The sequence below is a fragment of the Bradyrhizobium sp. IC3195 genome, assembly GCF_020193585.1.
Taxonomy (GTDB): Bacteria; Pseudomonadota; Alphaproteobacteria; order Rhizobiales; family Xanthobacteraceae; genus Bradyrhizobium; species Bradyrhizobium yuanmingense.
Map to the genome: position 1 here is coordinate 75,193 of NZ_JADYVG010000003.1, position 26,277 is coordinate 101,469.

At 65.1% G+C, this 26,277-nt stretch carries 27 protein-coding genes; 12 read left to right on the forward strand and 15 right to left on the reverse strand.

Translation table 11 applies throughout. The features are described from left to right. Positions 1-2: 2 nt before the first annotated feature. Both I6F09_RS07695 and I6F09_RS07700 read right to left on the reverse strand, forming a co-directional pair. Complete coding sequence (locus I6F09_RS07695; protein WP_225126616.1) at positions 3-953, reverse strand: AraC family transcriptional regulator; 951 nt, start codon at positions 951-953, stop codon at positions 3-5. Positions 954-1,156: 203 nt separating this feature from the next. Beyond that, positions 1,157-2,356: an MFS transporter gene (locus tag I6F09_RS07700; protein ID WP_157283133.1), complete on the reverse strand. Its 1,200-nt coding sequence runs from the start codon at positions 2,354-2,356 to the stop codon at positions 1,157-1,159. A gap of 179 nt (positions 2,357-2,535) precedes the next feature. On the opposite strand from I6F09_RS07700, the gene I6F09_RS07705 reads away from it, so the two are divergent. From I6F09_RS07705 to I6F09_RS07715, 3 genes are all read left to right on the forward strand, one after another. Beyond that, positions 2,536-3,339: an MBL fold metallo-hydrolase gene (locus tag I6F09_RS07705; protein ID WP_225111538.1), complete on the forward strand. Its 804-nt coding sequence runs from the start codon at positions 2,536-2,538 to the stop codon at positions 3,337-3,339. A gap of 146 nt (positions 3,340-3,485) precedes the next feature. Further along, positions 3,486-4,502: an alpha/beta fold hydrolase gene (locus I6F09_RS07710; protein WP_225187803.1), complete on the forward strand. Its 1,017-nt coding sequence runs from the start codon at positions 3,486-3,488 to the stop codon at positions 4,500-4,502. Between the two features lie 15 nt (positions 4,503-4,517). Further along, the gene (locus I6F09_RS07715) at positions 4,518-5,465 is read left to right on the forward strand and encodes a fatty acid desaturase (protein WP_225126611.1); all 948 of its coding nucleotides are present in this window, start codon (positions 4,518-4,520) and stop codon (positions 5,463-5,465) included. Positions 5,466-5,521: 56 nt separating this feature from the next. Here I6F09_RS07715 and I6F09_RS07720 read toward each other — a convergent pair whose 3' ends face one another. Together I6F09_RS07720 and I6F09_RS07725 are read right to left on the reverse strand one after the other, a co-directional pair. Next, positions 5,522-5,770, reverse strand: a complete 249-nt coding sequence (locus I6F09_RS07720) for a hypothetical protein (protein ID WP_028138614.1) — start codon at positions 5,768-5,770, stop codon at positions 5,522-5,524. A 137-nt stretch (positions 5,771-5,907) separates the two neighbouring features. Continuing rightward, complete coding sequence (locus I6F09_RS07725; RefSeq protein WP_225126609.1) at positions 5,908-6,888, reverse strand: YafY family protein; 981 nt, start codon at positions 6,886-6,888, stop codon at positions 5,908-5,910. An 86-nt stretch (positions 6,889-6,974) separates the two neighbouring features. On the opposite strand from I6F09_RS07725, the gene I6F09_RS07730 reads away from it, so the two are divergent. After that, positions 6,975-7,619, forward strand: a complete 645-nt coding sequence (locus I6F09_RS07730; RefSeq protein WP_225126607.1) for a glutathione S-transferase family protein — start codon at positions 6,975-6,977, stop codon at positions 7,617-7,619. 7 nt (positions 7,620-7,626) lie between these two features. Here I6F09_RS07730 and I6F09_RS07735 read toward each other — a convergent pair whose 3' ends face one another. The 3 genes from I6F09_RS07735 to I6F09_RS07745 all read right to left on the reverse strand — a co-directional run bounded on the left by I6F09_RS07735 (position 7,627) and on the right by I6F09_RS07745 (position 10,442). Next, on the reverse strand, positions 7,627-8,412 hold the full coding sequence (locus tag I6F09_RS07735; RefSeq protein WP_225187804.1) for an enoyl-CoA hydratase/isomerase family protein: 786 nt from the start codon (positions 8,410-8,412) through the stop codon (positions 7,627-7,629). A gap of 123 nt (positions 8,413-8,535) precedes the next feature. Next, positions 8,536-8,754, reverse strand: a complete 219-nt coding sequence (locus tag I6F09_RS07740) for a hypothetical protein (RefSeq protein WP_035997220.1) — start codon at positions 8,752-8,754, stop codon at positions 8,536-8,538. Positions 8,755-8,996: 242 nt separating this feature from the next. Then, positions 8,997-10,442 carry a TAXI family TRAP transporter solute-binding subunit gene (locus I6F09_RS07745; RefSeq protein ID WP_225187805.1) on the reverse strand — a complete coding sequence of 482 codons (1,446 nt, stop codon included), beginning with the start codon at positions 10,440-10,442 and terminating at the stop codon, positions 8,997-8,999. Positions 10,443-10,845: 403 nt separating this feature from the next. Between I6F09_RS07745 and I6F09_RS07750 the strand changes: the two genes are divergently transcribed. Beyond that, positions 10,846-11,193, forward strand: a complete 348-nt coding sequence (locus I6F09_RS07750) for a DUF3307 domain-containing protein (RefSeq protein WP_050991738.1) — start codon at positions 10,846-10,848, stop codon at positions 11,191-11,193. A gap of 280 nt (positions 11,194-11,473) precedes the next feature. Continuing rightward, positions 11,474-11,872 (forward strand): hypothetical protein, encoded by a 399-nt coding sequence (locus I6F09_RS07755; protein ID WP_035997226.1) that lies wholly within the window; start codon positions 11,474-11,476, stop codon positions 11,870-11,872. On the opposite strand, the gene I6F09_RS07760 is transcribed toward I6F09_RS07755, so the two are convergent. Together I6F09_RS07760 and I6F09_RS07765 are read right to left on the reverse strand one after the other, a co-directional pair. Continuing rightward, the gene (locus tag I6F09_RS07760) at positions 11,869-12,183 is read right to left on the reverse strand and encodes a YkgJ family cysteine cluster protein (protein WP_225187806.1); all 315 of its coding nucleotides are present in this window, start codon (positions 12,181-12,183) and stop codon (positions 11,869-11,871) included. The two genes, I6F09_RS07755 and I6F09_RS07760, sit on opposite strands and share 4 nt — an antisense overlap. A 5-nt stretch (positions 12,184-12,188) precedes the next feature. After that, a complete protein-coding gene (locus I6F09_RS07765; RefSeq protein ID WP_025033709.1) occupies positions 12,189-12,887 on the reverse strand; it encodes a YafY family protein in 699 nt (232 codons plus the stop codon). Positions 12,888-13,000: 113 nt separating this feature from the next. Here I6F09_RS07765 and I6F09_RS07770 point away from each other — a divergent pair, with 113 nt between their 5' ends. Then, entirely contained in the window at positions 13,001-13,276 is a 276-nt protein-coding gene (locus I6F09_RS07770; RefSeq protein WP_225187807.1) for a hypothetical protein, read from the forward strand. Between the two features lie 38 nt (positions 13,277-13,314). Further along, a complete protein-coding gene (locus I6F09_RS07775; protein WP_225187808.1) occupies positions 13,315-14,043 on the forward strand; it encodes a glutathione S-transferase family protein in 729 nt (242 codons plus the stop codon). Between the two features lie 261 nt (positions 14,044-14,304). On the opposite strand, the gene I6F09_RS07780 is transcribed toward I6F09_RS07775, so the two are convergent. From I6F09_RS07780 to I6F09_RS07805, 6 genes are all read right to left on the reverse strand, one after another. Continuing rightward, positions 14,305-15,456, reverse strand: a complete 1,152-nt coding sequence (locus I6F09_RS07780; protein ID WP_225187809.1) for an ABC transporter substrate-binding protein — start codon at positions 15,454-15,456, stop codon at positions 14,305-14,307. A 78-nt stretch (positions 15,457-15,534) separates the two neighbouring features. After that, positions 15,535-15,954: a thioesterase family protein gene (locus tag I6F09_RS07785; RefSeq protein WP_035997242.1), complete on the reverse strand. Its 420-nt coding sequence runs from the start codon at positions 15,952-15,954 to the stop codon at positions 15,535-15,537. A 23-nt stretch (positions 15,955-15,977) separates the two neighbouring features. Further along, positions 15,978-16,739, reverse strand: coding sequence for an SDR family NAD(P)-dependent oxidoreductase (locus I6F09_RS07790; RefSeq protein WP_225187810.1), 762 nt, complete (start codon positions 16,737-16,739; stop codon positions 15,978-15,980). A gap of 25 nt (positions 16,740-16,764) precedes the next feature. After that, a complete protein-coding gene (locus tag I6F09_RS07795; RefSeq protein WP_057028302.1) occupies positions 16,765-18,648 on the reverse strand; it encodes a feruloyl-CoA synthase in 1,884 nt (627 codons plus the stop codon). A 10-nt stretch (positions 18,649-18,658) separates the two neighbouring features. Then, a complete protein-coding gene (locus I6F09_RS07800) occupies positions 18,659-19,468 on the reverse strand; it encodes a crotonase/enoyl-CoA hydratase family protein (protein ID WP_035997250.1) in 810 nt (269 codons plus the stop codon). A gap of 342 nt (positions 19,469-19,810) precedes the next feature. Further along, positions 19,811-20,656 (reverse strand): SDR family NAD(P)-dependent oxidoreductase, encoded by an 846-nt coding sequence (locus I6F09_RS07805; protein ID WP_225126595.1) that lies wholly within the window; start codon positions 20,654-20,656, stop codon positions 19,811-19,813. A gap of 181 nt (positions 20,657-20,837) precedes the next feature. Between I6F09_RS07805 and I6F09_RS07810 the strand changes: the two genes are divergently transcribed. The 4 genes from I6F09_RS07810 to I6F09_RS07825 all read left to right on the forward strand — a co-directional run bounded on the left by I6F09_RS07810 (position 20,838) and on the right by I6F09_RS07825 (position 26,122). Continuing rightward, complete coding sequence (locus I6F09_RS07810) at positions 20,838-22,334, forward strand: aldehyde dehydrogenase family protein (RefSeq protein WP_225156649.1); 1,497 nt, start codon at positions 20,838-20,840, stop codon at positions 22,332-22,334. Positions 22,335-22,569: 235 nt separating this feature from the next. Beyond that, a complete protein-coding gene (locus tag I6F09_RS07815) occupies positions 22,570-23,697 on the forward strand; it encodes an alkene reductase (RefSeq protein WP_225187811.1) in 1,128 nt (375 codons plus the stop codon). 151 nt (positions 23,698-23,848) lie between these two features. After that, a complete protein-coding gene (locus tag I6F09_RS07820; RefSeq protein WP_225156651.1) occupies positions 23,849-24,352 on the forward strand; it encodes a GFA family protein in 504 nt (167 codons plus the stop codon). Positions 24,353-24,460: 108 nt separating this feature from the next. Then, complete coding sequence (locus I6F09_RS07825; protein WP_225187812.1) at positions 24,461-26,122, forward strand: thiamine pyrophosphate-binding protein; 1,662 nt, start codon at positions 24,461-24,463, stop codon at positions 26,120-26,122. Positions 26,123-26,277 lie beyond the last annotated feature (155 nt).

Sequence of the window (26,277 nt, forward strand, 5' to 3'; positions counted from 1 at the left end):
GCCTATTCGGCCTCGCCAGCCAGCTTCCTGACGTCGTCGGGCGTCGCTCCGAAACGGCGGCGAAACGCGCGATGGAAGTAAGAGACGTCGTGAAATCCGGCGAGGTGCGCGATCTCGATGATCTTGCGGCTGCGCATCGCAGGATTTCGCAGCAGTCGTTCGGCGCGCAGTAATCGTTGCTCCAGCACGAAGCCGCTATAGGTGATGCCGGCCTTCTCGAACAGTAACTGGATCGTGCGCGCGCTGATGCGGTGCGTGGCTGCAAGGTCGGACAGCGACAATGCGGTGCTGTCCAGCTGCGCCAGGATGTCGGACTTGAGCGCTTCGAAGCGCGCCGCCGCAAGGCCGCGCAATTGAGCCTCTTCGGCGGCATCGCCGCGTGCGCCGAGCATCAGGACGGCGAGGTCGAACAGGTGCTGCGAGACCGCATCGAGCTCCGCCGGCGCGAGCTTGTCCGCGTGCGCATGCGCGAGATCGTAATATCGCAGGAACATCGATGTGATCGGGTTGGCGCCAGAGATCGACCCCGCGATCAGGTCCTCGGCATTCGGGCAGGCGCGCAGCAGGGCCTTTCGCGGCAGCAGCGCGGTCTGGAAATTACCATACGCCAGTTGCGTGATTTGGGCCCCCTTGATCGAGGGATCGCCGATCGTGATGTCGCCGGCGGCGACCTCCAGTGGCCGTTTCCCCATGGCCCCACGCAATGCCGAATTGGGCGACGTCGTGATCACCAACTCGTCGTTCGTTCCCAATGACACGAAGGACATCGGCGTGCCGAACGAGGCCGAGAGCCTGAGGCGGGGAAGAATGGCAGGCGCAATGGTTCGGTGAACGCGCCCTTCACCAACCGGCACGAAATCGACGTTCGCTACCTGACGGCAAAACTGCTCGCGCCATTGTTCATAGGCCGCACCGTTCGGGTCGCCATCGAATGAGAGCTGCGGCTGGGTCATCGATCGCCGGAACGCCTATTGCCGATTCATTGCGGTCCGCACTTTCGTCGGCGCGCCGGGGATGCGGCAACTGGAAAAGCGCCAGATTGCGCAAAAAACCATTCGCGCCTACGCGCTGAGCCAGCGACCAGGTGCCGCAGCCTGCTTATTGGGCAGATCGAAGGCGGGCACGTTGCGCCGCGACCGCCATACGGCGCTGTCGCTCAATACTTCTTCACCGCCGCACTGAAGGCCAGCCACAGCGCGATCGACGCCAGGCCAAAGCCGCCGAGCAGCAGGAAGGTCGGCCCATAGCCGATCCATTGCGCGATCCAGCCGCCGAGAGCGGGACTGAGGCTCGCGCCGATACCCTGCACGGTGATCACGGCGCCCTGGCCGAGATTGATGCGGCCGGTGCCGTTGAGCGAGCGCGCGACCATGCCGGGGACGGCGACCGTTTGCAGTCCGGTGCCGATGCCGTCGAGCACCTGCATCGGCACGACGCCCCACCATCCCGTGACGAAGAAGGCGAGCACGCCGCGGACCGGCAAGAACATGAAAGACACCAGGATCACCGGCCAGTAATTGCGCTTGCTCGCGGCCTTCATCGCGATCAGCGACGTGACGATCATCACGCCCTGTGCGATCACCACGGTGGTTGCGACGAAGCTCGGGCCGTTGGCCTGTCCCTCGGCGACCGCGGCAAGTCCGTACAGCGGCACGATCGCGGCATTGCCGAGGTGGAACAGCGCGAGGGCGAGAGCCAGCACGAGCAGCGCCTTGTGCTTCAGCAGCATCGTCATCGCATCCGGCGGCGCCTTGGAATCGTCCTCCTTGCTGCCGCGCGCGGCGCGATCGTCGATCGCCTTGGCTGGAATCATCAGCACGCAAGCGATGGCGATGGCGCCGAACAGGGCCGCCAGCGCGAACACGGCAAAATAGCCATACTTGTAGCCGAGATAGCCTGAGAGCGCGGCTCCGACCATGTTGCCGGCGTGGTTGTACGCCTGGTTGCGGCCGTTGAGCGCATTGAAGCCCTTCTGCTTGGCGATGCCGAGCGTGATGCCCGTGACGGCCGGCACGATTGCGGCGCTCGCCAGCGATTGCGCGACTTGCGAGAACGTCACCGCCCAGAAGTTTTGCGAGATCAGGATGATTGCAGACGCCGAGACGACGCAGATGCCGGGAATGATCACCCACAGCCGCTTGTTGCGGCTGGAATCGATGAAGCCGCCGATCGGAGTCGTGACCAGCATGCCCGCGACGTTGCCGATCGTCATTGCCGTGCCGATCAGGCCGGTCGCCCAGCCGCGTTCCTGAAGGAAGACCCCGACGAACGGCCCGATGCCCGACTGCATGTCGGCCATGAAGAAATTGAGCGCGAACAGGGGCCAGATGCGAGACGTTGAAGGGCGAGATGTCATCGAGACGCTGAACTTGATGCTGCCGATCGAATCGGATCTCGCATGATGCGGACTCGGCGGGCGGGTGCCCGGGCGGACCAGAACTTAACCTGCTCTCAACCCGTTGGTTCCGGTTGCTCTTGCGATCCGGCGAGTGCGACGTCATGTCTTGCAAGACTGGATCATGATGGATCAGCGCGATGCCCCTCTGGACCTGCGCAACCTGCGGCGCTCAATTCCCGGATAGCGGAAAACCCCCTGCGGCCTGTCCGATCTGCGAGGACGAGCGCCAGTTCGTCGGCTGGGACGGTCAAGCTTTCCTCACGCGCGAGGAGCTCGCGCGCAAGCACCGACTGGTGGGGCGCGACGATCTCGGCCTGACCGGGATCGGCATGGAGCCGAGCTTTGCCATCGGGCAGCGGGCGCTGCTGGTGCCTGACGGCGACGGCTGCGTGATGTGGGATTGCATTCCGCTCGCGACCGACGAGGCCATCCACCACGTCGCAGCACTCGGCGGCCTCAAGGCCATTGCGATCTCGCATCCGCATTATTATGGCGCGGCCGCCGACTGGAGCGACAGGTTCGGCGGCGTGCCGGTCTATCTGCATGCCGACGATCGCGCCTTCGTCACGCGGCCTTATCCGGCGATCGTGCACTGGACCGGCGACAGCCATCGCCTCTCCGGCGACGTGCTGCTGCTGCGCACCGGAGGCCACTTCGCCGGCGCCACCGTGCTGCATTATGCGCGTGGTGCGGACGGCAAGGGCGCACTGCTCACGGGAGATATCGCGCAGGTGACGATGGACCGGCGCTTCGTCAGCTTCATGTATTCCTATCCGAACTACGTGCCGCTCAACGCCGCTGCGGTGCGGCGGATTGCATCGGCCGTCGAGCCGCTCGCCTTCGACCGGATCTATGGCGCCTGGTGGGGCCGCGTCATCGCCAGCGGTGCCAAGGCGGCGTTTGCTGCGTCGGTCGCGCGCTATCTCGCGGCCATCGCCTGAGCCGGGTTGCGGACCGGATTCATCTTGCCGGCGCCGAATAACTGTACTAATAGTACACTATAAGTAAAGCGACGCATCCGGCGAAAGCCGGCATGATCGATGCATCGCGGACGCCGAGAAGGCCTCCGTGAGCGGGAGCTGAGTGCATGACGGCGCAGCGCGACTACGACATCTTCGAGGCTGGCGACGTCACGCTCCAATCCGGGTCCGTGTTTCCCGCGCTGAAGCTCGCCTACAAGACCTACGGCACGCTGAGCCCGGCCAAAGACAACGTCATCCTCTATCCGACCTCGTTCAGCGCCCAGCACACCGACATTGAATGGCTGATCGGGCCCGACGGCGTGCTCGATCCCACGCACTACTTCATCATCATCCCGAACCTGTTCGGCAACGGCCTGTCGTCGTCGCCCTCGAACACGCCCGCGCCTTTCCCGGAAGTGAGCTATCACGATGCCGTCGCGGTCCAGCACCGGCTGCTCACCGAGCGCTTCGGCATCTCGAAGCTTGCGCTGGTCTATGGCTGGTCGATGGGCGGCATGCAGGCCTATCACTGGTCGGCGCTGCATCCGGACATGGTCGAGCGCGCCGCGATCGTCTGCGGCAGCGCCCGCTGCTCACCGTACAACTACGTCTTCCTCGAAAGCGTGAAGGCCGCGCTCACGGCCGATCCCGCCTTCCGCGATGGTCGTTTCCTCGAAAAACCCGTCGCCGGCTACCGCGCCATGGGACGCGTCTATGCCGGCTGGGCGATGTCGCACGGCTTCTACCGCGACGAGCTCTGGCGCGAGGCCGGCTTCACTTCACTCGAGGATTATCTCGTCCGCGCCTGGGATGCGACCTTCGCGCGGCGCGATGCCAACGATCTTCTCGCGCAGATCGGCATCTGGCAGCGTGGCGACATCAGTCGGTGTGGGGCATTCGCCGGCGATCTCGATCGCGCGCTGGCGGCGATCAAGGCCCACATGCTGCTGATGCCGGGCGCGACTGACCGTTATTTCGACGTGCACGACAACGAGGACGAACTCGGCAAGCTCGTCAACGCGAGATCCGCGGTGCTGCATCCGATCCCGTCGCTGCATGGCCATCGCGCCGGCAATCCCATCAACAATCCCCGCGACCAGGCCTTCATCAAGGTCGAGATCGCCGAGCTTCTCCGCAAGTAGGGCACGCAACCGACCATGAGCGACGCAACCATTCCGGACGCCGGCCATCGCCTGAAGCCCCTGACGCCCACCACGCTGCGCGAATTGTCGGTTCGCTCCAACATCAGAGGTGCGGTGCAGAGCCTCGGCCATTACAGCGTGATTGTGCTGGTGGGCGGGCTGATCTGGAAGGTTTCGTCGAGCTGGGGCGCGCTCTGGGCGCTGCCGCTGATGGTGGTGCAGGGCTATGTCGTTGCCTTCCTGTTCATGGCGGTGCACGAGACCGCGCACAAGACGGCATTCAGGAGCCGGGGCCTCAATCTCGGCGTCGGCTATCTCTCGGCGTTCATCATCGGGCTGCCTTACGAATATTACTGTCTGTTTCACTGGGACCATCATCGCTTCACGCAGGACCCGGAAAGGGATCCCGAGCTGATCGTTGGCGTGAAGCCGACGTCCGACACCCAGCTTGCGCTCGCCTATAGCGGCCTGCTCCAGGTCGCCGGCCGTCTGCGGCTGATGCTCGGCCACGCGATCACCGGCAAGGTCGTCGTGCCATGGATTCCCGAGAGCAAGCGCAGCACCATCGTTGCCGAGGCGCGCGCCTATGTCGCGCTCTACGCCCTGCTGCTCGCGCTGTCGCTGTGGTTCTCTTCAGCGCTGCTGCTCTGGGTCTGGATCGTGCCGCTCGTGATCGGGCAGTTCTTCCTGCGGCCCTATCTCTACGCCGAGCATACCGGTTGCGACCGCACCCGCAGCGCCTTTCAGAACACCCGCACGACTTACACCGGTGCTATCGTCAAATGGTTCGCGTGGAACATGCCGTATCATGTCGAGCACCACGCTTATCCCTCGATCCCCTTTCACGCCCTGCCGAAGCTGAACGCGATCGTCGACGGCGAGATCGTCCATCGCGGCCGCGGCTACATCAGAACGACGCGCGAGACCTGGGCCTGGTTTCGCCGGCAGCGGCAGGCCGGCTAGCTCAACGCAAAACTCCGGCCGCGATGCGACCGGAGCTTTGTCGTGATATCGAGATATCAGTAGATCCCGTAGGCGCAGACGTTCACGACGCGCACGCGCAGGCCGTGACGGGTCCGGACCAGGCGCTCCTGATAGCAATTGCTGACGCCGGTGTTGAGGTAGATACCGCCAAAGCCCCAGCCGGGACCCCAGTGGTGATGACCATGATGGTGATGGAAGCCGCCGGCCGAGGCCGCGGTGGGGGCGAGAGCGGCAACGCCGAGCGAGCCGGCGGCGATCAGACCAAGTGCAAGCTTACGAAACATCTTCATTCTCCATTCGGCGCTAGGGCCATTGTTGCGTCCCTGCATTTCCGTCGAGACGAGACGCGATCGCGTTCATGGCAAGCGGGAAGAATCGTGTTTCAGGAATGTTTCGTCGGCTGCGGCAGAATGCGCCGCGATCAGGCTTTCTGCGCCGCGCGATAGCGCACGGCCATTGCCTGCGTCAGCTCGGCCATCTTGTCGCGGAGATCGGCCGGTTCAAGGACTTCGGCTTCCGGGCCGAGCCGCAGCAGTTCGGCCGCGGCATGCCACGATGTCTTTCCGACCGGCACGCGCGCAATGCGCCAGCCGTCTGCATCGGTTGTCTCCTCGAGCTGTGTGCGTGCCTTGACATAGGGCTGGCTGAGCGCGTCGAGCAGCTTCACGCCGAACGGCGACAGCCGGACGATCGCAACATTGGGGTGCATCTCGCCTTCGAGCCGCAGCGTCGCGGCCCGCCAATGGGCGGCGAGGTCGAAGCCGGCGGGACGATCGAAGTGGTCGCCGAGGGCTGTGCAGTCGAGCACGCGTGCGACGCGATAGATACGCACGCTGCCATCGACTTGTCCTGCGAGATACCAGCTGCCGCCCTTCAGCACGAGGCCGAGCGGCGCGACGCGGCGCTGCTTCTCGGCGCGCCAGCTCCGGTACCGGATCCTGATCAGCGTCCCGCGCAGCACGGCGCCGGCGATGGTGCGCAGGTGCTTCGGGTCTTCCGCTTCGCCGAACCAGCCGGGCGCGTCCAGGTGGAAACGCTCCTGCATCCGCCCGGCATCCTCACGCAAATTCGGGGGCAGTGCCGCCATCAGCTTGTTTTGGGCGGCGATCATCGCAGCATCGAGCCCGAGTGCGGCGGCCGGGCCTGGCAATCCCGCCAGGAACAACGCGCCCGCCTCGCTCTGCGACAGTCCGTTCAGCCGCACGCGATAGCCGTCGAGCAGGCGATAGCCGCCGTCTGCGCCGCGGTCTGCATAAACGGGAACGCCGGACGCCGCGAGCGCGTCGATGTCCCGATAGATCGTGCGCACCGACACTTCGCAGGCCTCCGCGAGCTCGGGCGCGGTGACCTGTCCCCTGGCCTGGAGGGTGGTGAGGATCGACAGCATCCGACTCGCGCGCATGATCCCTTAGACCATACCTGACACAAGATGTCAGGTATGGTCCGCTACAAGCAGCGCCATCGCCAGCCGGCCAGATGGAGACTGCCATGACCGATCCAAACCGCATCACCCTGTTCTATTCGCCGCAGACGCGCGCCACCGGCACGCGCGTGCTGCTGGAGGAGCTGGCGGCACCTTACGATCTCCATGTCCTCAATATGAAGGCCGGCGATCAGCGCAAGCCCGCCTATCTCGCCCTCAACCCGCTCGGCAAGGTGCCGGCGATTCGCCACGGCGAGGCGCTGGTGACCGAGCAGGTCGCGATCACCATCTATCTCGCCGACCTGTTCCCGCAAGCGGGGCTGACCCCCGCCCTGAACGATCCGCTGCGCGGGCCTTATCTGCGCTCGATCGCCTATTATGGGTCGTCGTTCGAGCCGGCCTTGATCGACAAGTTCATGCAGCGAGAGCCGGCGCCGATCACGCAATCGCCCTATGCCGATTACGATACGATGCTGGGTGCGCTCGAGGCCCAGCTGGCGAACGGGCCCTATCTGCTCGGCGAGCGCATGACGGCGGCCGACGTATTGTGGGGCGTCGCGTTCAGCTGGACCATGATGTTCGGCATCGTGCCGAAGAAGGATGTCTTCGTCCGCTATGCGGAGCGCATGACGGCGCGGCCGGCGTTCCAGCGCATCAATGCCGCAGATGCGGAGATGGCGGCGCAGCATGCCGCCGCGGCGGGTGGATGAGAGGGCGTCAAAATCGCGGTGCCCGCTTGTCGGCGAACGCCTTGATGCCTTCCTTGATCTCGTCGCCGCGCATGCTGTCGCGGTGGCGCCGGTCGGCGGCGCCTTCATCGAGCTCGCCGCGGGCGAACTCGTTGATCGCGCGCTTCATGCCGCGCATCGCTTGGGGGGCGTTGCCGGCGAGGATCGTAGCGAGCGTGTCGACCTCCTCGTCCAGGAATTCCACCGGCACCATTGTGGTGAGATAGCCGATGCGCAGCATTTCCGGGGCGTCGATCTTCTGCGCGGTGAGGAACAGCTTCTTCGCATTGTCGACGCCGAGGCGGGTCACGTAGCGCTTGATGCCGCTCGGGTAGTAATGCAGCCCAAGGCGCGCCGCCGGCATGAACATTTCCGCGGTATCGACGCCGACGCGGAAATCGCAGGCGAGTGCGAGGTCGGTCGAGCCGCCATAGACGCCGCCATTGAGCCGGCAGATGGTCGGCACGCCGAGATCCTCGAGCCGGTTGACGACGGCCTCGAAGGCCGAGCCCGCGCTCTGCTGCTCGCCCGCGCTGACCGCGCGTTCCGCGACCGAATTGAGATCGTAGCCGGCGGAGAAGGCGCGCCCGGTTCCGGTCAGCACCAGCACGCGAATATCGGGATCGGCCTCGACCCGGTCGAACAGTCTCGTCAGCTCGTCGAGATCCTCCGCCTGCAGCCGGTTGAGATGTTTCGGCCGGTTGAGGCGGATGGTGGCGCGGGCGCCGATGATTTCGAGCAGGGGGCTAGATGCTGCGTCGGCTGTGCCCGACATTCTCGTCTCCGTTGTCGGCGCCAAAGTGCCCGCCCGGGCGGAGGCCGTCAACGACGGCGCCGGTCGTTTGCCGCGCCGCTGCAGCGGGCCTGCCGTCCACGCCGCCGTCCCTGGCGGGGTGCCTTACCTGAAATGTGGCGGCTCGTCGTAGCCGCGGCGGCTGCTGAAGAACAGCAGCACCATCAGCCCGACGCCGACAATGACGGAAAACCCCGCGCCCAGCGCCAGTGCCACATAGCCTTCCGTCGGGATCGGCTCACCTTCGACCGCCATTGCGGAATAGGCGAAGTAGCCGGCCGCCGCCAGCATTGCCAGAAGGAGGATGATGAGGAGTGCACGCATGCCGCGTTCTCCGGTTGCAACCGGAAACCAACGGTTGCGGGTGGGCAGGGTTCCAGACTGGCTGGCGATCGGACGGGTAGCCTCCGTCTCGTGCCCCGGACGCGGCGCAGCACGAAGTGATGCACCGCAGGACCGGGGTCCATGTGGTCACGGATATTGTGCCGGTTCCTGGGTCCGGCTCATCGCTGGGATGCCTTCGGCATTGCAGCTTGTCCGGGACACGACACCGGTGGGGGCGGCTGTCAGGCGCTCTGGGCGGTCTTCACCACCACGACATTGCTGTCGTCTGACGGAGCCGGGCCGGCATCGCATACCGTCTTGTCGGATTCGCCGGCATGACGTTTCAGATAGTCGCGGCGCATGCCGATCTCGTCACGGACGAATTCGTAGCCGAGCTTGAAGGTGTCGAGCCCGTCGGTACTGATCGTGCCGTCCCTGAGGCCGATGACGGCACCGCGCAAGATGGTCTCGAGCTCATCCTGGAGACATTCGAGCTGATCCAGCGAATGGGCGTGCTCGATCCGCTCGCCGATGTCGAGGATGGCGGTCGAGAGCTCGCTGGCCTTCTCCGGCGCGATGCGGGTGATCTTGGCGTAGATCGCGGCGAAGATCGAGCCGATGACGCTGAGCGCTGCGGCGGCCAGATACATCAAGTCGCTGTACTTATCCATGAACGACTTGGTGTCGTCGTTGATGTAGTCGGCGGCGCCCCGATGTGCGACCACGAAGGCGTCCTTCTCGACCGAGGCCGGCTCGATCCTGGTGGCAAAGCCGTTGTCGAGCCCGAGCGCCGCCTTGTTCTCGTAGACGATGCGGGCGAGCTCGCCGGCCGTGCTTGGGGACATCCGGGATTGCGCGACCAGCAGCCATTCGAGACCGATCGTGTCGAGATCGTCGTCGGGAATCTGCGGGGATGTCGACACCGAGCCGGCTGTCACGGTCTCATCGGAAATGCCGGGAAATTTGCGCGCCAGCGTCTTGGCTTCTTCGATGGTGTTCAGTGTGAAGCCGCCGCGCTTGGCGGCTTGCTCATAGGATTTGTCCCGGACCGCCTTCGAGGCGTGGACGATCGCGATCACCGCGCTGAAGCCGTTTGCCGGGGCGAACAGCTTGTCGAGCGTCGCGCCCTGCGGCGCCATCTGGATCTTCGCAGCCTCAGGGCCATCGGGGACGTCGAGGATGCTGCGGACGAAGGCGAGCGAGGATTCGTTCTCGGCGACGACCGCGACCTTCTTCTTCTTCAATTCGGCCAGCGACTTGATCTTCTTGTTGCCGTGACCGAGCAGGAGCACGAGATCGTGCTCGAGGATCGCGAGCGTGCGCGCCCGCAGCGGCACCTTGGCGTCGGTGCGCAGCACGGCGAGGTCGGCCTGCCTGCGGTCGAACTGCGCGAGCGCCTTAGCATTGTCGGCGTTGTTGACGATGTTGATCCGCAAGCGCGAAGCGTTGTTCTTCAGGAGGGCGGCGAGCTTGGCCGCGAACAGCGCCTCATCGCTGTTGGGGCCGCCGACGGCAAAGGTCAGCGTCTCCGAATTGTGCACCAGCGTGCGGCCGGCCCAGACGGTGGCGAACGACAGCAGCAGGGTCAGCACGACGTAGAGGAGAACCTGCTGCTGGTTGGTCTTTATCACCTTGGGGCGCCGGGGCGGCGGCATGGTCGGCGATGCGATGGGGCCTTCGGTACTCATGGCAGCACTCTGGCCTTATCGTTTGGCTGGCGGCGGCGCATGGCTTGGAAGCGCGGCGGGCCCGGTAATTCGTAAACGCCTGAAAAAAGAACGATATTCCCGATCGCCGATGATAGCGCGAAGGCAGCGGAATGCAAATTTCGAGCCGGAGGTAACCTTACTCGATAGGTCCGCGGCGATTGGCCATCCTATCACCGGTTAGCCACACTTGGCGATTTTCCGGTTCCACCCGGCTGCATTCCGCCGCGGGAGATGTCATAAATTGCGCGTCCCGGCGATTTGACCGGTCCAAGAAGAAGTTGCGCTGAACGCTCCAATTCTTCTCGTCACGTCAATGAGGGCGTCAGCTTTGTCGTTTCCACCCATGTCATCGGCGATTCCGGTTGAAGCGCTCATTGGCTGGATGTTGCTGCTCACCTTCAAGCACGTCATCGCCGATTTCGTTCTTCAAACCGCCTGGATGGCGCACGGCAAGGACCAGAAGCATGGCTGGGCCCTGCCGCTCCTGGTGCACTGCCTGGTCCACCTTGCCGTCGCGCTGCCGCTGATCGTGATCGTGGCGCCGCGATTCTGGTTCGTGGCCTTCATCGACTTCCTGATCCACATCACGATCGACCGCGCCAAGGGATACGTCTCCGCCAATTTCGGCGTCGACCTCGCCCATCCCTGGTTCTGGACCCTGATCGGCGTCGACCAGGCGCTGCACCACCTGACCGGCTTCGGCCTCGCGATCTTCATGGCGGCGAACTGAAGGTCGCCTTTGGGCCTCCGGGGAGAGGCAATCGCCATCAGCACGAGGGATCGTCATGCCCGGGCTTGTCCCGGGCCTCCACGTTCTTCGTGCCTCCTGGCTTTCCGTGAAGGGTCGGGACAAGCCCGGCCATGACGCCGCGGAAGTCTTTGAAAACTCCACCAAGGCGTCCCACCGATTCGCGGCCGACGCGCAACCACCCCGGGTGACTACCGGGCAGCGTGGTTAACCTTTCGTTAGAGAATCGCGCTGCATCTTCCTCACACGAGGGAGAACTGCAATGTTTTCAAGCCGCGACGCCTTTGAAAGCGATTTCTGCCCGGTCCGCGACGAGCTCCTTGGCGAGATGTATCGCGCCAGTGAGAGTGGCCTGCCGAGGCTGGTTGAGAGTGTTTCCCCTGACGTGCGCGCCAGGCTGGCGCTGTTCTGCTACCGCCGTAGCCATTTGCACTCGCTGGCGGTCGCGATCGCAGCGAGCTGCAGCGAGCGCGACCTGATCGAGAATGGCGGCCGCGTCGGCTCGACGCTCTTCGCGCTGTCGCGCGAAGGCACCGCGAAAGCTTCGACGTCGCTGACGGGTGGGCGCAAGCCGATCACGCTGTCGACCAAGCCGCTCTCGGTGCTCGCACCGCTCGATGACGAGCTCGACGACGAGATCGGCGAAGCCGTTCCGGCCTAAGAGATCTCGATAGCGGGCAGGCCGAACTTCCGCCGCGCCATCGCGCATTCGGCGTCACCAGGCATGCAGGTGCGGCACACCTCCGGCCGCACGTCATAGATGCCGCAGGCCGTCATCTTTCCGATCTCGCCTTGCAATGCCGCGCAGCGATCGCCCTCACAGCGCATGCCCGATTGCCGGTCGTTGACGAGCGCCTCCGGGATCAGCGCAAGCTCCTCGTCGCTCTCGATCGAGAAGCGCGGCCAGTTCTGCGAATAGCCGCAGCAGGCGCCGCAGCCCTGGCAACAGCTCGACAGCTCGGTCTCGTCCATCGTTCTCACGTGTCCTTCGGCGGACCCCAGACCAGGCTCTGCCGCCATCTCGCGCGCAGCACGTCGCGCCGTTCCGGATATTTCTCGTCGAGATAGGTCGCCTCGACCACGCGGTCGGTGCGGAAGCTGCGGAAGTCGCCGCGCAGCTCGCACCAGGCCGCCAGCAGCCGCACGGCTTCGAGATAGCCGACCGAGATCGGCCAGATCATGCGCTCGCTGGGGCGGCCCTGTTCGTCGCGATAGCGCAGCATGATCTTCTTGCCTTCGTGGATTTGGGTGCGGGTGCGCGCCATGTCCAGGCGGTCCGGTTCCCGGTTCCAGCTCGGACGCGCCCGGCTCGCCGGCTCCAGTACGAAGGGGCGCAGGCGCTCCGGGACGGTATCGGCGATCTTGGCCATCAAGTCTTCGGCCGCGCGCGCCAGCGCGGAATCGGCGTGGCCTGCGACCCATTGCGCGCCCAGCACGGCCGCCTCGATCTCGTCCGGCGTCAGCATCAGGGGCGGCAGGTCGAAACCCTTTTCCAGGATGTAACCCATGCCGGCTTCGCCGCGGATCGGCACGCGCTGGCCGATCAGGGTTGCGATGTCGCGATAGATGGTGCGCTTCGAAGTCTCGAGCTCGGCCGCGATCGCGTCTGCCGTCAGCGGCTTACGCGTGCGCCTTAGCACCTGGATGATTTGAAACAGCCGGTCGGCGCGTCTCATGACAATTCTCTTCTCGAACGACGGATCAGAAATCGGCGCGCGGCTGCTGACAGGATGTTGGCAGCAGGGGGGTTCTATACCGGGACAACACATCGACTGAAGAGGATTTGTCCATGATCATTCCAACCCATTTCGGCCAGGCCGGTCCACTGTGGCGGGCGCAGCTGTGGCACGGCCAAATGTTGCGGGCTTGGGCGTTTGGCCGCCTCGTTCCGCTCGATCTCATGGCCGTTGATCTCCGATTTGCGCTCGCAAGCCTGGTGACACGCTCGCTGAACCATGCCGCGGATGCGCTGGTCCGCCATCTGATGGGCCGCGCCTGGCGCGGGGCCCGCTTCGCAGAAGATATCACGGCTGCTGCCACCATGGTGGCAGCAGCCGGCCGCTAGGTTCCTTCCACTCGTTCGACAGGTTCAGGAGAGCTTGCATGATCACGCTTTACGGCTTTGGCGCCGGCTTCGGCCTGCCGGAAATCAGCCCCTTCGTCACCAAGACCGAGGTGCAGCTCAAGATGGCGGGACTGCCTTATCGGAAAGAGCGGGCGATGCCGCCGGCCTCGCCCAAGGGGCAGCTGCCCTTCATCGACGATAACGGCGAGGCGGTGGCCGATTCCACCTTCATCCGGGCCCATATCGAGCGCCGCTACGGCTTCGATTTCGATGCCGGCCTCACCTTGGCCGAGCGTGCGCAGGCCTGGGCGTTCGAGCGCATGATCGAGCACCACGTCTATTGGGCGCTGGTGGGCGCGCGCTGGGTCGATCCGGTCAATTTCGCCAAGGGGCCCGCGCATTTCTTCGACGGTGCGCCGGAGCACAATCGCGAGAAGCTGCGCGAGGACGCTCAATTCCGCGTCGCCGAGAACTATCTGCTCTCTGGCCTCGGCCGCCATGCGCCGGATGACGACGTCGATCTTGCCGTGCGTTCGCTGTTCGCGCTGTCGGTGCAGCTCGGCGACAAAGCCTTCCTGATGGGCAACAGGCCCTGCGGCGTCGATGCCACTGCGTTCGGTATGCTCGCCGGCGTCCTCTCACCGTTCTTCGAATCCGCTTTGCGCGAGCGGGCCGAGGGATTTCCGAACCTCACCGCCTATGTCGACCGCATGATGGACGACTATTATCCCGAGTTCGCCTGGACGCCGCTGCGGCAGGCGGCGTAGCCGCGGTGCATCGGCTGACTCGGTGCAACCTCTCCCGCTTGCGGGAGAGGTCGGCGCGAAGCGCCGGGTGAGGGTTTTCTCCTCTAGGGGGTTTTCTCCGTAAGTCTCGGAGGGTCCCAACGCGGAGGCACCCTCTCCCCAACCCTCTCCCGCAAGCGGGAGAGGGGGCGCACCTGCGCCGGTGCCGCAGCTCACGCCATTGACCAAACAAAAGAGCCGGCCCATCGGGCCGGCTCTCGTTGTCTCAAATCTTCGCAGCGCCTACTTCACCAGCGTGTACTTGCCGTCCTTCACCGTGAGCAGGATGCGCGAGCGCTCGTCGAGGCCGTAGCGGTCCTTTTCGGTGAAGTTGTAGACGCCCTGGCTCGCCGCCAGCTCCTTCTCCGTCAGCAGCGCCTGGCGGATGGCTTCGCGGAATTCCGGCGTGCCGGGCTTGGCCGTCTTCAACGCCGCCGGAATGACGCGCTTGAGGATCTCGAACGCATCAAAGGAATGGCCGGCGAACTGGCTGCGGCTGTTGGGGCCGTACTTTGCCTCGTAGGCGGAGTTCAGCGCGAGGCCCGGCTTCTTGGTCAGCGCGCTGTCCGGCTGTTCCTCGGGGGCCATGACGGGACCCGAGGCCATCAGCACGCCTTCCGCTGCTTTGCCGGCAATGCGGATGAAGTCCATGCTGGCCGCGCCGTGGGTCTGGTAGATCAGGCCCTTGTAGCCGCGCTCGCGCAGCTCGGTCTGCGGCAGCGCGGCCGCGGTGCCGGAGGCGCCGACCAGGATGGCGTCCGGATTGGCGGCGACGAGCTTCAGCACCTGGCCGGTCACCGAAGTGTCGGGACGAGCGAAGCGCTCCTCGTCGACGATCGTCATCCCCATCGGCACGGCCTGCGCCTTCAAATCGTTGAACCAGAGGTCGCCGTAGGAATCGGAATAGCCGATGTAGCCGAGCGTCTTCACGCCCTTGGCCTTCATGTGGTCATACAGCACCTTGCCGACGATCGGGATCGGCTGCGGCATCGCCACCGACCATTTCATGCGCTCCGGCGTGATCGGGAAGGGCGCCAGACCGAAGTGCGGGATGCCAGCTTCATTGGCGACGTTGGAGACCGCGATGGTCGGCGGCGTCAGCGCCGAGCCCATGATGATGTCGGCCTTGGATTCGGTGACGAAGCGGCGGGCGTTGGTGGTGGCGGTGGTGGGATCGCCGCCGTCGTCGAGCACGATCACCTTCAACGGCACGCCGCCGATCTCCTTCGGCACGAATTCCAGCGCGTTGCGCTCGGGAATGCCGAGTGCCGCACCTGGCCCGGTCGTGGTCGTGGTGATGCCGATGGTGACTTCGCTGGTCTGGGTCAGCGCGGGCAATGCCGGCAGGGCCAGCGCAGCCGCAGTGATGGCAGCGGTTAAATAAAAGCGTTTCATCTATTCCTCCCTTTACGTGTCTATTTGAAAGCAGAAATCGGGGGGTAATTCAGCCCCCTCTTTTGGTGATGCGGCGATTTAGCTTCCCGTGAACTTGGCTACCATTTCCGCCGGGAACGGTGCCGATTTCAACTTGTCTGGGTTAACGGGATCGCGGCCGACCAGGACGCGGGTCTCAAAACCCTCGATCGCGAGCGCCTCGCCCTTGTAGACATTGTGCTTCACCTCGAAGCTCGAGCGCTTGATGCTCTCGATTCTGGTCTCGATGGTGATCCAGTCGCCATAGGTCGAGGGGATGTAGAACTTGGCCCGCGTGTCGACCATCGGGATGCCCACCAGGCCGTATTTGCGGACCAGGTCCTGCTTGGAGAAACCGGCGGCCTCGAACAGGGTCGAGGTCGAATCGTCGAACATCGCGAAATAGCGCGGGTAGTAGACGATGTTCGCAGGGTCGCAATCGCCCCACTGGATCTGGACCTCGCGCCGGTTCACGAACATCTGGCTGGCCTTAATCCGCGAATTTACTTCGGCGCCATGCGCAGCGAACCGTCGAGGCGCACCACCTCGCCGTTCAGGTAGGCATTCTCGACCATGTGCAGCGCGAGCGCGGCGAACTCGTCGGCCTGTCCGAGCCGGCGCGGGAACGGGATGGCGGCGGCGAGCGAGTCCTGAGCCTCCTGCGGCAGGTTCGCCAGCAGTGGCGTCAGGAACAGGCCGGGGGCGATCGTCAACACGCGGACGCCGAACTGCGCGAGCTCGCGCGCGATCGGCAGCGTCATGCCGACGATGCTGCCCTTGGAGGCCGAATAGGCGGATTGGCCGATCTGGCCGTCATAGGCGGCAACGGAGGCGGTGTTGATGATGACGCCGCGCTCGCCGGTCGCCTGCGGCTCGAGCTTGGACATCTCGGCCGCGGCAAGGCGCAGCATGTTGAAGGTGCCGATCAGGTTGACCTTGATCACCTTGTCGAAATCCGACAGCGCCATCGGGCCGTCGCGGCCGACCACGCGCTTGGCAACGCCGATGCCGGCGCAATTGACCAGCACGCGCGCCGGGCCGTGGGCCTTGGTCGCCTGCGCGATCGCGGCTTCAGCGGAGGCGGCATCGGAGACGTCGCAGGTGACGGCCACGCCCTTGATCTCTGCGGCGACCGTTTCGGCCAGCTTGGTGTTGAGGTCGCACACCGCGACCTTGGCGCCCTGTGCGGCCAGCTTTCGCGCGGTGGCCGCGCCCAGTCCCGATGCGCCGCCGGTGACGATGGCTGCCTGATCCTTCAACAACATGGCGTTCTCCTTTGGCGATATTCTTCTAGGTGACCGATATCACACGGTTCGACGGATTGGCAGCGTAGAGCTCCTCGATCAGCTCGCCGCGATGCTCCAGCACTGCGCGCTGGTTGATCGAGCCCTTGTCGGTGACTTCGCCCTTGTCGATCGAGAGTGGCGTGTCCATCAGGATCGCGCGCGTGATCCGTGTCGAGGATCCCGTGGCCTGGCCGAGGAAACGGGTCAAGCGCTCGCGGAAAGCCTCGCGCACCAGGCGGTCGCGCGTCGCGACGACGAGATCGTCGGGCGGCAGCGTCGGGTTGATCAGCCGGCAGCCGTCGAGATCGAGCACGACCAGCGCGGAGATCTCGTCGCGGTTGATGCCGGCGATGACGACGTCGCGCACCAGGGGCGCGCAGGCCGCGGTGAGGCGCGCGCGCAGGGGACCGACGCTGACCCAGGTGCCGCTCGCGAGCTTGAAGTCCTCGCTGACGCGGCCGTCGAAATCGAAGCCGGCGTTGAAATCATCGGGATCGGCGGGCTTGAGCGCATCGCCCATCTTGTAAAATCCTTCCTCGTCGAAGGATTTTGCCGTGATGTCGGGTTGGCGCCAGTAGCCAGGCATCACGTTCGGCCCCTTGGCGCGCACTTCCAGCTTGCCGTTGTTCGGCACCAGCTTGGCGTCGTTGCCGGAGACGGGCAGGCCGACATGGCCGGAGCGGCTGGTGCGCGGATTGACCGACATGAAGAACGGCGCGGTCTCGGTCGCGCCGAGACCGGTCAGCATCGGCACGCGATAGCCCTTCTCCTTCGCCGCGAGCTCGTCGAGGCTGTCCCAGACGAACGGCGACAGCGCCGCGCCCGAGAAGAACATCGCATGCAGCCGGTCGAAGAACTTGGCGCGCAGGCCCTGGTCGTCGCGCAAATAGGGCAGCAGCGATTCGTAGCCCTTGGGCACGTTGAAATAGACCGTCGGTGAAATTTCCCGGAGATTGCGCACGGTCTCCTCGATGCCCCCAGGCACCGGCTTGCCGGCGTCCAGATACATCGAGCCGCCGTTGTAGAGCGTCAGGCCGATATTGTGATTGCCACCGAAGGTGTGATTCCACGGCAGCCAATCGATGATGACCGGCGGCTCGTCCTTCAGGAAAGCGAGCGTCTCGCGCAGCATCACCTGATTGGCGCAGATCATACGCTGGGTGTTGACGACGGCCTTGGGATTGCCGGTCGAGCCCGAGGTCAGCAGGAATTTTGCGATCGTGTCAGGGCCGATCCTGCCGTGAACGTCGTCGAGATCGCCACGGATCGGCGTCGCCATCAGGTCGGCGAGCAGGGTCACGTCGCGGCCCGGCACGTGCCCATAGGACGCGGCGATCTCGGTGCCGAGCGAGACGTTGGCGGCGAGCGCATCGGCGAACTTGTCGGCATCGTCAGCGAAGACGAGGCCCGGCGTCAGCAGCTTCATCAGATAGGACAGCTTGCCGTAATCCTTCGACACCAGCGAATAGGCCGGCGACACCGGGCAGAACGGAACGCCGGCATAGAACGCGCCGAACGCCAGGAGCGCGTGGTCGATCGAATTACCGGAGAGGATGACGACCGGCCGCTCGGCCGACAGGCCGCGCTGGATCAATGCGGAGGCGATGTGGCGGCTCGCGGTGAGCAGCTCGGCATAGGTGATCTTGCGCCAGCCGCGACCGCCTTCGCGCTCGGCCATGAAGACGCGGTCCGGCGTCGTCGTGGCCCAATGATGCAGGCGGTCGGTGATGCGGACCGGATAGTCGCCGAGCGGCTGCTTTGGCCGCAGGTAAATCGTGCCGTCGTCGCGCCGCTCGATGTTGACGACGGGATCGCCGAACGAGATGGGCCGCAGCGGGAAATTGCTCGCGCCGCGCTCCATGCCGGAAGAGGACGGCTGGGCGCTCATGACTTTACGCTCATGATTTGGGCTTCACCTTCGCGGTCTTGTGCTCGAGGAATTCGCGGATCCGCCGCTTGGCCTCCTTGTCGCTCTGCGCGACGGTGGCCATCAGCGACTCCATCAACAGGCCGGTCTGCGGATTGGCCTCTGCGATCATCGGCAGCGCCTGGAGCACGGCAAAATTCGTCAGCGGGGCGTTGGACGCCACCTTGGTCGCAAGCTCCAGCGCTTTGCCGAGCCCGTTGCCGGCCTCCGTCAGATATTGCGCAAAGCCGTAGGACGCGCCCTCGGTCGCGCTGTAGACGCGTCCCGTCAGCATCATGTCCATCATCCGGGCAACGCCGATCAGCCGCGGCAGCCGCACCGAGCCGCCGCCGCCGACGAAAATGCCGCGCTGCCCCTCCGGCAGCGCGAAATAGGTCGAGGGCTCGGCGACGCGGATATGGGCCGCGCAGGCAAGCTCCAGCCCGCCGCCGATCACGGCGCCCCGGAGCGCTGCGATCACGGGCACGCGGCTGTACTGGATGCGGTCGAACACCCGGTGCCACATCTGGGAGTGCAGGAGCCCGCCGGTGGCGTCGTGCTCGGTCAGCTCGGAGAGGTCGAGGCCACTGGAGAAATGGTCGCCGATACCGTGGATGACGACCGCGCCGATATCCTCGGGCAGGTTCGCAAAACACTCGCCGATTTCCAGGATGATGCCGTCATTGAGCGCATTGCGCTTGGCCGGCCGGTTCAGACCCACGGTCAGAACCCGGTCCGCCCGCTCGATCCTCAACAGCCCGGAGGGACCCGCATTCGCGGTCTCGGCGTTTCCTTGTGTCATTTGCGTCCTTGTCAGAATAGTTATGTTGTATAACGAATTTTGGGGGAGTCAAGGTGGGGCAAGGCCAGGTGGCCGTGACCCCACCCTCCCGGGAGGCCGAGGCGAGCGCAGGGCTATCGCATTTGAGATTTCCCTGCGGCCATCCTTCGAGACGCCCGCTTGAGGCGGGCTCCTCAGGATGAGGTCGGAGTGCGCGGCAGCAGTTTCAACGGGCACTGACGCCGATTTGCCTCATCCTGAGGAGGCGCGTCAGCGCCGTCTCGAAGGACGAGGCGTGCGCGCAGACCGCCGCCACAAGTCATATGCGATAGCCCTGGGGGCGAGCGAGAAAGCGGTGCAGGCCTACTCTCGCGTCACAAACTTCGCGAACGCATCGGCGTAATCCGGATGCCAGCGCGACAATGGCGGGCGGTTCTCGACGATGTCGCCGGCCGCCCAGAGCATGCGCTTCTCGTCGAGCGCGCGCGGCACGTCATTGTCCGGGCAGAGAATGTAGAAGTCGCCGGCCTCCAGCCGCGCCAGCATGAAATCGACCGTCTGCTCCGGCGTCCAGGCGCCGGCCGGCTTCTCGGTGCGTCCCTTTGCGGTCAGGCCGGTGAAGACGAAGCCCGGGATCAGCAGGTGCGCCGTGACGCGACAGTCATTCGTGTTGCGCAACTCGTGCTGGAGCGCCTCGGTGAAGGCCTTCACGCCGGCCTTGGAGACGTTGTAGGCGGGATCGCCGGGCGGCGTGGTGATGCCCTGCTTGGAACCGGTGTTGATGATGAGGCCGCGCCTGCCACGGGCGATCATGTTTGGCGCGAAGATGCGCGAGCCGTTGATGATGCCCCACATGTTGACGGCGATGATGCGTTGCCAATTGTCCGGCGCGTCGAACAACGTGCTGCCGGGCTGAATGCCGGCATTGTTCATGAGGACATCGGTGCCGCCGAACCGCGCGTGGACGGCGCGCTCGAGTTCCGTCACGCTCTCGATCTTGCTGACATCGACGGCCGAGGTCATGACGTTTGCGGCCGATGTTACGGATGACAATTTTGTTGCAGCTTCTGCCAAGCGTGTCTCGTCGACGTCAGCGATACATACCTTCATTCCAGCGCGCGCAAATGCCGCGGCGGCGGCAAATCCGATGCCGGCTGCGCCACCCGTGATCACGGCAACATTGTCCTTGACGATGGCGGGATGTGACATCGAGCGTCTCCGTGGAAAGCCTTCAGCCGAGCTATAGCATGGCAGCGATGCGACCCTGCACAAGTCGGCATGGGAGGTCTTCGTTCCGCGCTGCCTTTACGCCTATCAGGCGCGGCTGTATCCTCGGCCGAACGATCCCGCCCAGATCGAACCAATCAATCACCTGACAGGGAGTGCAGCCATGGCTGTGTCGCAGGCTATTCCGATCACGCGCCATCCGTTCGCCAACGGGTCCTACAAGCAGATGCTGATCGACGGCAAGTGGGTCGATGCAGCCTCGGGCAAGCGCTTCGAGACCCGCAATCCCGCCACCGGCGAGCTGCTCGCAACCGTTGCCGAAGGCGACAAGGAAGACATCGATCGTGCGGTCGCGGCCGCGCGTCGCGCTTTCGAAGGCCCGTGGAGCAAGGTCAAGCCGTTCGAGCGGCAGAACCTGCTCCTGAGGCTCGCCGATCTCGTCGAGAAGAATTTCGACGAATTGTCGCAGCTCGACACGCTCGACATGGGCGCGCCGCTGAGCCGCACCCGTGCCTACCGCCTGCGCGCCGTCGGCATGCTGCGCTATTACGCCGGCCAGACCACCGCGATCCACGGCGAGACCATCGAGAACTCGCTACCCGGCGAGATATTCTCCTACACGCTGAAGGAGCCGATCGGCGTCGTCGGCGCCATCATTCCCTGGAACGGGCCGCTGACCGCGACGATCTGGAAGATCGGCCCGGCGATCGCGACCGGCTGCACCGTGGTGCTCAAGCCCGCCGAAGAAGCGCCGCTGACCTCGCTGCGCATCGCTGAGCTCGCAATGGAAGCGGGCGTGCCGCCCGGCGTCATCAACGTTGTCCCCGGCTATGGCGAGACCGCGGGGGCGGCGCTCGCCTCGCATCACGACGTCGACAAGGTCGCCTTCACCGGCTCGCATGTCACGGGCCAGTCGATCATCCGTGCGTCCGCCGGCAATCTCAAGCGCGTCTCGCTCGAGCTCGGCGGCAAGTCGCCGGACATCGTGTTCGCCGATGCCGATCTCGACGCCGCCGTGCCCGGCGCGGCGATGGCGGTGTTCGCCAATTCAGGGCAGATCTGCAGCGCCGGAACGCGCCTGTTCGTCGAGCACTCGATCTACGACGAGTTCGTCGGCCGCGTCGCCGAGTTCGGCAAGAAGCTGCAGGTCGGCAACGGCCTCGATCCCAACGTGCAGATCGGGCCGCTCGTCTCCGAGCAGCAGCTCGAACGCGTCACCGGCTATCTCGACATCGGCCAGAAGGAGGGCGCGAAGGCGCTTGCCGGCGGCGGACGGGTCACCGAAGGCGCGCTGTCGAAGGGCTTCTTCGTCTCGCCGACGGTGTTCGCGGGTGTCGAGGACAACATGCGCATCGCGCAGGAGGAGATTTTCGGCCCCGTCATCTCCGCAATCGCGTTCAAGGACATGGACGAGCTGGTTAAACGCGCCAACAACACCACGTTCGGCCTCGGCTCCGGTCTGTGGACGCGCGACGTCAGCAAGGCCCATGCGGTGGCGAAACGCTTGCGTGCCGGCTCGGTGTGGGTCAACTGCTACCAGGCGATGGATCCGGCCGTGCCGTTCGGCGGCTACAAGATGAGTGGCTACGGCCGCGAATCCGGCAAGCAGCACGTCGAGGAATATCTCAACGTGAAGGCCGTCTGGATCAAGACGGCGTAAGGCCGGCTCTCCTTCGCCTCTCCCCGCTTGCGGGGAGAGGCCGGAATTCGCGCAACGCGCGGATTCCGGGTGAGGGGGACTCTCCGCGAGTCCAACTCTCACCGCGATTGCCGAGGCAGCCCCTCACCCCAACCCTCTCCCCGTAAGAACGGGGAGAGGGAGAACAACCACCGCCTTCAGGCGGTCAGTCTCCCTCACAATCATCTGCATCCTTTCAAAGACATCCGGGGACCACATGAAATTCGAAGCCTTGTTCAAGCCGTTGCAGGTCGGTCCCTACCAGCTCGCGCATCGCGTCGCGATGGCGCCGCTAACGCGCATGCGGGCCGAGCGCGACACTTTCGCGCCGCGGCCACTCAATGCCGAATATTACGGCCAGCGTGCGACGAAGGGCGGCCTGATCATCGCCGAAGCCTCGCCGGTGATCTCGCACGGCCGCGGCAACCCGGCGACGCCCGGCATCTATTCGGAGGCGCAAGTCGCGGGCTGGCGCAAGGTGACGGATGCCGTGCACGCCAAGGGCGGCATCATCTTTCTCCAGCTCTGGCATGTCGGCCGCGTCTCTCATTCCTCCTTCCACGGCGGCGAGCTGCCGGTTTCGGCCTCGGCAATTCCGATCAAGGCCGAAGGCATGAAGGCGATGACGGCCGACGGAAAGATCGCCGACTACGAGACGCCGCGCGCGCTGGAGACTGATGAGGTGAAGGGCATCGTCGAGGCGTTCCGGCAGGGGGCCAAGAACGCGCTCGCCGCTGGCTTCGACGGCGTCGAGATCCACGGCGCCAACGGCTATCTGCTCGAGCAATTCCTGCAATCGCGCAGCAACCAGCGCACCGATCAATATGGCGGCGGAATCGAGAACCGTGCGCGCCTTCTGCTCGAGGTCACTCAGGCTGCGATCGACGTCTGGGGCTCGAACCGTGTCGCTGTGCGGCTGTCGCCCTACGGCATCGCCAATGATTCCGGCGAGCCCGATCCGATGCCGCTCTATACCCATGTCGTGAAGGCGCTCGAGAAGCTGGGTTTGGCGTACCTGCATTTCATCGAACCGCGCTCCAGCGGCTCGGGCCGCGCCGAGGTCAACTGGCAGAACGTGCCATCGGCGATGGTGCTGTTCCGTCCGCTCTACAGCGGCGTGCTGATGACCGCCGGCGGCTTCACCGGGGAGACCGCGAATGCGGCGATCGCCGACGGACATGCGGACATCATCGCCTTCGGCCGCATCTTCATCTCCAATCCTGATCTGCCGCGTCGTCTCGAGCACGGCTACCCGATCACGCCGTATAATCGCGCGACGTTCTACAGCGGCGAGGAGAAGGGGTACACGGATTATCCGGTGTATGACGAGCTGACGCCGGCTTGATCTGTCATTCCGGGGCGCGACGAAGTCGCGAACCCGGAATCCATCGGGCCGCATACCTGGACGTGGGATGGATTCCGGGCTCGATGCTTCGCATCGCCCCGGAATGACGAGCTTGCTTCGCTGCGCTAGCAATGACGACGGAGAGACGTCCATGGCCAAAGCCGCAGCCGCCGCAGGGATCGCCACCGGCCAATGCCTCTGCGGCAAGGTCGCCTTCGAGATCGACGTGCCCGCGCGCTGGGCCTGGCACGATCATTCCGCCGCCAGCCGCCGCGCCCATGGCGCGGCCTACGCCACCTATGTCGGAAGCTGGAAGAAGCGCTTCCGCATCACCTCGGGCAAGACCGCGCTGACCCGCTACGAGGACAAGGCGACGAAGACCGCGCGCAGCTTCTGCTCGCATTGCGGCACGCCGATCATGTACGAGCGCCCGCGCGGGCCGCACATGGTCAACATCCCCCGCGCCCTGTTCAACGAGCGCACCGGCCGCCAGCCGCTCTATCACATCGCCATCGAAGAGCTGCAGGAATGGGCCTATACCGGCGAGTCCCTGGTGCCGCTGAAGGGCTTTCCCGGCGTCGTCTGGCAGCGCTCGAAAAGGAAGAAGCGCGCTGGCGGGGACGACCCGTTCGAACTCGGGCGGGAGGAGATGTAGCGCCTCTCCCGCGCAACGCAGCCATGACCGCGCTTCCTTGCGCCTCTGCCAGCATCTCGGCCATCATGCTTTCGGTCCTTGCGGCAACGGTCCGCTCCTGGAGGAAACATGAAGAACAAGATCACCGGCCGCTCCGCCTTTCTCGCGCTGCTCAAGGACGAGGGCATCACGCATCTGTTCGGCAACCCTGGAACCACCGAACTGCCGATCATGCATGCGCTGAAGGACCATCCCGATCTCACTTATGTGATGGCGATGCAGGAGAGCCTGGTGGTCGCGATCGCCGACGGCTACAGCCGCGCTTCGGGCAAGCTCGTCGCCTGCAACGTTCACGTCGCGCCCGGCCTCGGCAACGCCATGGGCTCGCTCTACAACGCCCAGTTCACGGGCACGCCGATGATCCTGACGGCGGGCCAGCAGGAGCAGGGCCACGGTCTGATGGAGCCGGTGCTCTATGGTCCGCTGGTGCGCATGGCCGAGCCGCTGGTGAAATGGGCGGTCGAGGTGACACGGCTGGAGGACCTGCCGCGCATCGTGCGCCGTGCCGCCAAGGTGGCGATGACGCCGCCGACCGGGCCGGTGTTCATCTCGCTGCCCGGCGACATCCTCAACAGCGAAGCCGGGATCGATCTCGGCCGCTCCACCCGCATCGATGCCCGCACGAAACCGTCGGACGAGGCGCTGAAGGCCTTTGCCGCACGCCTGCTCAAGGCTGAGCGTCCCGTGATCGTCACCATGGACGAGGTGGTCAAGAGCGATGCTTTGACGGAGGCGGCTGAACTGGCCGAGCTGCTCGGCGCTGCGGCCTATCAGTCCTCGACGCCCTACGGCTCGCACTTTCTGTCCGAAAGCCCGAGCTTCGTCGGCACGCTCGCGCGCGTGCAGAAGGTCGCCCGCGATACGCTCGCGCCCTACGATCTGCTGATCGCGCTCGGCGGCGATCCCTTGCGGATGTCGGTCTATAGCGAGGTCGATGCGCTGCCTGAGGGCCTCGGCATCGTGCAGATCGGTCTCGTCGATTGGGAGATCGCCAAGAATTACGGGGCCGAGATCGCGCTGAAGGCGGATCTGAAGGAAACGCTGCGCGCGCTGATCCCGGTACTCAAGGAGATGGGCGGCGCAGCCCTCGCGAGCCGCGCGAAGCAGCGTCTCGCCGAGCTCGCGCCGAAGAACTGGACCGCGCGCCGCGCGGCGCTGGTCGAGCAGATCGGCAAGAGTGCCGGCCGCACACCGATCGATCCGGACTTCCTGGTGCTGCAAATGGTCGAGGCTATGCCCGATAACGCCATCCTGGTCGACGAAGGTCTCACCTCCAGCCGCCAGATCACGGCCCTGTATCCGCATCGCGACCGCTACGGCTATCACGGGCTCGCCTCCGGCGGCATCGGCTGGGGCCTGCCGGCCGCGGTCGGCGCCAGCATTGCCAATCCCGATCGCCCCGTGGTGTGCTTCTCCGGCGATGGCAGCGCGATGTACTCGATCCAGTCGCTCTGGACCGCGGCGCATCACAAGCTGCCGCTCAACGTCGTCATCGCCAACAACGGCGGCTATCGCATCATCAAGCAGCGCCTGCTCGCCTTCCACGGCGATGACAATTACGTCGGCATGGATTTCGTCGATCCGCCAGTCGATTTCGCCGGCGTCGCCAAGGCGCTCGGCTGCGAGGCGATCAAGGTCAGCGATGTCAGCGAACTGAAGGCGACGCTGGCGTCGGCGTTTGGCCGGCCGGGAACCAAGCTGATCGAGGTGATGGTGGACGGGAAGGTGTAGCCCCGCAGTCGTCCCCGCGAAGGCGGGGACCCATACCGCGTGATCTATCGACTGCGGCTGGTAGGCGTATCGAGCTCCCGAATCTTCGCCAAACTACTTCCTGTGGTTATGGGTCCCCGCCTTCGCGGGGACGACAGCCTGGCTGTGGCGCGATC

Coding starts and splice junctions, on each gene's coding strand:
- I6F09_RS07695 (WP_225126616.1), bottom strand. CDS start 953: ATGACCCAGCCGCAGCTCTCATTCGATGGCGACCCGAACGGTGCGGCC.
- I6F09_RS07700 (WP_157283133.1), bottom strand. CDS start 2,356: ATGACATCTCGCCCTTCAACGTCTCGCATCTGGCCCCTGTTCGCGCTC.
- I6F09_RS07705 (WP_225111538.1), top strand. CDS start 2,536: ATGCCCCTCTGGACCTGCGCAACCTGCGGCGCTCAATTCCCGGATAGC.
- I6F09_RS07710 (WP_225187803.1), top strand. CDS start 3,486: ATGACGGCGCAGCGCGACTACGACATCTTCGAGGCTGGCGACGTCACG.
- I6F09_RS07715 (WP_225126611.1), top strand. CDS start 4,518: ATGAGCGACGCAACCATTCCGGACGCCGGCCATCGCCTGAAGCCCCTG.
- I6F09_RS07720 (WP_028138614.1), bottom strand. CDS start 5,770: ATGTTTCGTAAGCTTGCACTTGGTCTGATCGCCGCCGGCTCGCTCGGC.
- I6F09_RS07725 (WP_225126609.1), bottom strand. CDS start 6,888: ATGCGCGCGAGTCGGATGCTGTCGATCCTCACCACCCTCCAGGCCAGG.
- I6F09_RS07730 (WP_225126607.1), top strand. CDS start 6,975: ATGACCGATCCAAACCGCATCACCCTGTTCTATTCGCCGCAGACGCGC.
- I6F09_RS07735 (WP_225187804.1), bottom strand. CDS start 8,412: ATGTCGGGCACAGCCGACGCAGCATCTAGCCCCCTGCTCGAAATCATC.
- I6F09_RS07740 (WP_035997220.1), bottom strand. CDS start 8,754: ATGCGTGCACTCCTCATCATCCTCCTTCTGGCAATGCTGGCGGCGGCC.
- I6F09_RS07745 (WP_225187805.1), bottom strand. CDS start 10,442: ATGAGTACCGAAGGCCCCATCGCATCGCCGACCATGCCGCCGCCCCGG.
- I6F09_RS07750 (WP_050991738.1), top strand. CDS start 10,846: ATGTTGCTGCTCACCTTCAAGCACGTCATCGCCGATTTCGTTCTTCAA.
- I6F09_RS07755 (WP_035997226.1), top strand. CDS start 11,474: ATGTTTTCAAGCCGCGACGCCTTTGAAAGCGATTTCTGCCCGGTCCGC.
- I6F09_RS07760 (WP_225187806.1), bottom strand. CDS start 12,183: ATGGACGAGACCGAGCTGTCGAGCTGTTGCCAGGGCTGCGGCGCCTGC.
- I6F09_RS07765 (WP_025033709.1), bottom strand. CDS start 12,887: ATGAGACGCGCCGACCGGCTGTTTCAAATCATCCAGGTGCTAAGGCGC.
- I6F09_RS07770 (WP_225187807.1), top strand. CDS start 13,001: ATGATCATTCCAACCCATTTCGGCCAGGCCGGTCCACTGTGGCGGGCG.
- I6F09_RS07775 (WP_225187808.1), top strand. CDS start 13,315: ATGATCACGCTTTACGGCTTTGGCGCCGGCTTCGGCCTGCCGGAAATC.
- I6F09_RS07780 (WP_225187809.1), bottom strand. CDS start 15,456: ATGAAACGCTTTTATTTAACCGCTGCCATCACTGCGGCTGCGCTGGCC.
- I6F09_RS07785 (WP_035997242.1), bottom strand. CDS start 15,954: ATGTTCGTGAACCGGCGCGAGGTCCAGATCCAGTGGGGCGATTGCGAC.
- I6F09_RS07790 (WP_225187810.1), bottom strand. CDS start 16,739: ATGTTGTTGAAGGATCAGGCAGCCATCGTCACCGGCGGCGCATCGGGA.
- I6F09_RS07795 (WP_057028302.1), bottom strand. CDS start 18,648: ATGAGCGCCCAGCCGTCCTCTTCCGGCATGGAGCGCGGCGCGAGCAAT.
- I6F09_RS07800 (WP_035997250.1), bottom strand. CDS start 19,468: ATGACACAAGGAAACGCCGAGACCGCGAATGCGGGTCCCTCCGGGCTG.
- I6F09_RS07805 (WP_225126595.1), bottom strand. CDS start 20,656: ATGTCACATCCCGCCATCGTCAAGGACAATGTTGCCGTGATCACGGGT.
- I6F09_RS07810 (WP_225156649.1), top strand. CDS start 20,838: ATGGCTGTGTCGCAGGCTATTCCGATCACGCGCCATCCGTTCGCCAAC.
- I6F09_RS07815 (WP_225187811.1), top strand. CDS start 22,570: ATGAAATTCGAAGCCTTGTTCAAGCCGTTGCAGGTCGGTCCCTACCAG.
- I6F09_RS07820 (WP_225156651.1), top strand. CDS start 23,849: ATGGCCAAAGCCGCAGCCGCCGCAGGGATCGCCACCGGCCAATGCCTC.
- I6F09_RS07825 (WP_225187812.1), top strand. CDS start 24,461: ATGAAGAACAAGATCACCGGCCGCTCCGCCTTTCTCGCGCTGCTCAAG.